This window comes from Rhodococcus sp. T7, assembly GCF_009872365.1.
Classification (GTDB): domain Bacteria; phylum Actinomycetota; class Actinomycetes; order Mycobacteriales; family Mycobacteriaceae; genus Rhodococcus_F.
Window position 1 is genome coordinate 1 of sequence record NZ_WXYH01000170.1, and the last position, 2,919, is coordinate 2,919.

Consider the following 2,919-nt stretch of genomic DNA (forward strand, 5'->3'; position numbering starts at 1 on the left):
TCCATGAATATGTAGGTGATCCAGCCGGCTCGACCCGGCGCCGACTCTGACCCTGACGAGGAGTGCACGATGCAGTGGGATCCCTGCTTGGTTCGATCGTCCGAGGACGCTGGTGTGTCGATCGGCCACCCCGACGTTGACGACTACCTGCGGTTCGTGGCGACCCGGGCGCGGCGCAACACCCTGTTGGCCACCGCGTTCGATCTGAAGGTGTTCTTCGGTGTCGTAGGGAAGGACCCGAACGCGGTGACCCGCCGCGACGTGCTCGCCTTCATCGAGGCGCAGCGCACCCCGCGGCGCGGACCTGGCGTCGTCCGCCTGGAGGACGGCGAGGCCGGGCTATCGGCGCGGACTGTGAAGCGACGATTGACGTCGGTATCGGGACTGTTCGAGTACTTGATCGTGCGCGGCGACGCCGGTATCAAGCAGAACCCGGTGCCGCGCGGGTTGTCCACCCGCCGGGCGGGAACGCGCACCCGCACGGTGCCGTTGCTGCGCACCCCGCGCACATTGCCGCGGGTGCTGAGCCCCGGCGACGTCGACGCGGTCATTGCGGCACTGCGCACCCACCGCGACACCGCGATGATCGAGGCGATGCTGCTGGGCGCCCTGCGTCGCAGCGAGGTGCTCGGTCTCACCCTCGAGGACATCCGGGTCGGCGAGAAACGCGTGTTCATCGCCGACGGGAAGGGCGGTCACCAGCGCATCGTGCCGGTCTCCGCACGGTTCTTCCAGACCCTGGCCCGCTACCTCGATGCGGAGCGCCCCGACACCGACACGAATCGAGTGTTTCTGGTGCTCAAAGGACCAAACCGCGGTAAGCCGCTGTCGGCAGCCGGGCTGGAGGAGATCATCCGCGGCCTGCGGCGCCGGTCGGGCGTCGCATTCACCTGCCATCAACTGCGGCACACCTGCCTGACCAGGCTGCGCGAGGCCGGGATGGCACTCGAAGCGGTCCAGGCCCAGGCCGGACACCGGTCCATCGAATCGACCCGCATCTACCTCCATCTGGCCAACGGCTGGCTCGACGAGGAGTACCGACGCGCCCTGACAGCGCTGGACATCCCGACCACCGAGGGCACGCGGTGACCGCCCCCGAACTCCCCGGCGAGCCCGACCTCGTTGCGGAATTCACCAGCGAAACGGATTCCAGTGCAACCACGCGGCGCAGGCAGGCCCGCGCATTCTTCGCCCGCTTCGGCGACCCGGCGGACTGGCAGCGGGCATCGCTGGTCGATCAGCTCGCCGCCGAGCCGGAGTGCGGCCGGTTCGTCGCGTGGCTCATCGTCACCGGCCGGGTTCGGCCGAGCCCGGACTACCTGCTCGGGTGCCGCGGCAATCTCGCCTCGATCGGTGACCGCGTGCACGCCGCACTGTCGATCGAATTCGCGGATATGAGCAAGGAATTGGGCTACTCGGTCGTGCTTGCCAGGCGGCAGTGGAGCGCGCTACTGCTCATCGCAGCACTGACCGCGACCGCAGCCAACCGCGTCGGTGATGCGCAGATCGACGATGCGGTGCAGCAGTTGCGATCGGCGGCAGACCGAGCCGGCAACCGCAGCCTGCGCAACCTGACCGCCAACGTGTTCGGCATGCAGGCAGTCCTGTTCCACCTCGGGCTCATCGACCGGCTGCCCACACGCAGCAACGGCCGCGTCGGTCGTCGCGACGCACAATGGCGCCACATCACCGAACACGCGCCCCTGCTCGCGATCACCCTGCGCGACTATCTCGACCAGATGGGGGTGCGGCTCCGACCCAATTCGATTGCCAGTGTCGAGAAGTCGTTACGCATCTTCGCCGGCTACCTGATCGAGCACCACCCCGACATCCGCTGCGTCGCCGACGTACGCCGCAACCACGTCCAGGCCTACAAGACCTGGCTGGCCACCCGGACCGGCAACCGCGGACCCTCGCTGGCCAACCAGACCATTCGCACGCGCCTGGGAACGCTCGCAGCGTTTTTCGCCCGACTCGACGAACTCGACATCGCCGACCGCCCACCCCGCGTCCCGGTCCTGCGGTCCGACCTGCCGATCAAGGACGACCCGCTGCCCAGGTTCATCGACGACGCCGCCTCGGCGAAACTGCTCACCGCTGTCCGGGCCCACCCGGATCCGTTCACCCGCACCGCGATAGAACTGCTCGCCCGTACCGGAATGCGGCAAGGCGAACTGCTCGCCCTCACCACCGACGCCGTCGTGCAGATCGGATCGTCCTACTGGCTGCGCGTCCCACTCGGCAAGCTGCACACCGACCGCTACATCCCCCTGCACCCGCACCTGAAGACGTTGCTCGACGACTGGATGACCCAACGAGGCGACATTGCCCGCTCGAAGCTGCTGTTCCTCGAACGCGGCCGACGCATCCGACCATCCCGACTCGCCACCGCACTGCACTCGGTCGCCGCCGAGGCCGGGATCGGGCACGTCACCCCTCATCAACTCCGACACACCCTGGCGACCCAGGCCATCAACCGCGGCATGTCGCTGGAAGCGATAGCTGCCCTGCTCGGACACAAATCCATGTCCATGACCCTCGTCTATGCCCGCATCGCCGACCGCACCGTCGCCGACGAATACTTCGCTGTCACACAGAAAGTCGAAGCACTCTACGACCAGCACCGGCAGCTGCCCGCGGACGCCGAGGGGAGCGAGATGGCCAAGCTGCGACGCGAAGCCCACCGCCGCATGCTCGGCAACGGCTACTGCGCACGCCCGGTCGAACTGGACTGCCACTTCGAGTCGATCTGCGAATCCTGCACCTTCTTCGTCACCACCATCGAATTCCGGCCCACGCTGCAACGCCAGCGCGACGACGCCGCCGCCAAGGGGCAAGTCGGTCGACAGAAGATCTTCGACGGCCTACTCGACCGCCTCGACGGGGACGCGGCCTCTTGACGATCACCCGCATAACCAT

2 protein-coding genes are annotated in these 2,919 nt (G+C 67.6%); both read left to right on the forward strand.

What is annotated here, in order from left to right; translation table 11 throughout:
• The first annotated feature begins 69 nt into the window (after positions 1 to 69).
• Positions 70 to 1,089 carry a tyrosine-type recombinase/integrase gene (locus MLGJGCBP_RS17835; RefSeq protein ID WP_160097334.1) on the forward strand — a complete coding sequence of 340 codons (1,020 nt, stop codon included), beginning with the start codon at positions 70 to 72 and terminating at the stop codon, positions 1,087 to 1,089.
• The gene (locus MLGJGCBP_RS17840) at positions 1,086 to 2,900 is read left to right on the forward strand and encodes a tyrosine-type recombinase/integrase (protein ID WP_201453105.1); all 1,815 of its coding nucleotides are present in this window, start codon (positions 1,086 to 1,088) and stop codon (positions 2,898 to 2,900) included. Before MLGJGCBP_RS17835 ends, MLGJGCBP_RS17840 begins: the two co-directional genes overlap by 4 nt.
• Positions 2,901 to 2,919: the final 19 nt, after the last annotated feature.

Excerpts from the sequence above, each read along its gene's own strand:
- MLGJGCBP_RS17835 (WP_160097334.1), top strand. The coding sequence starts at position 70 with ATGCAGTGGGATCCCTGCTTGGTTCGATCGTCCGAGGACGCTGGTGTG.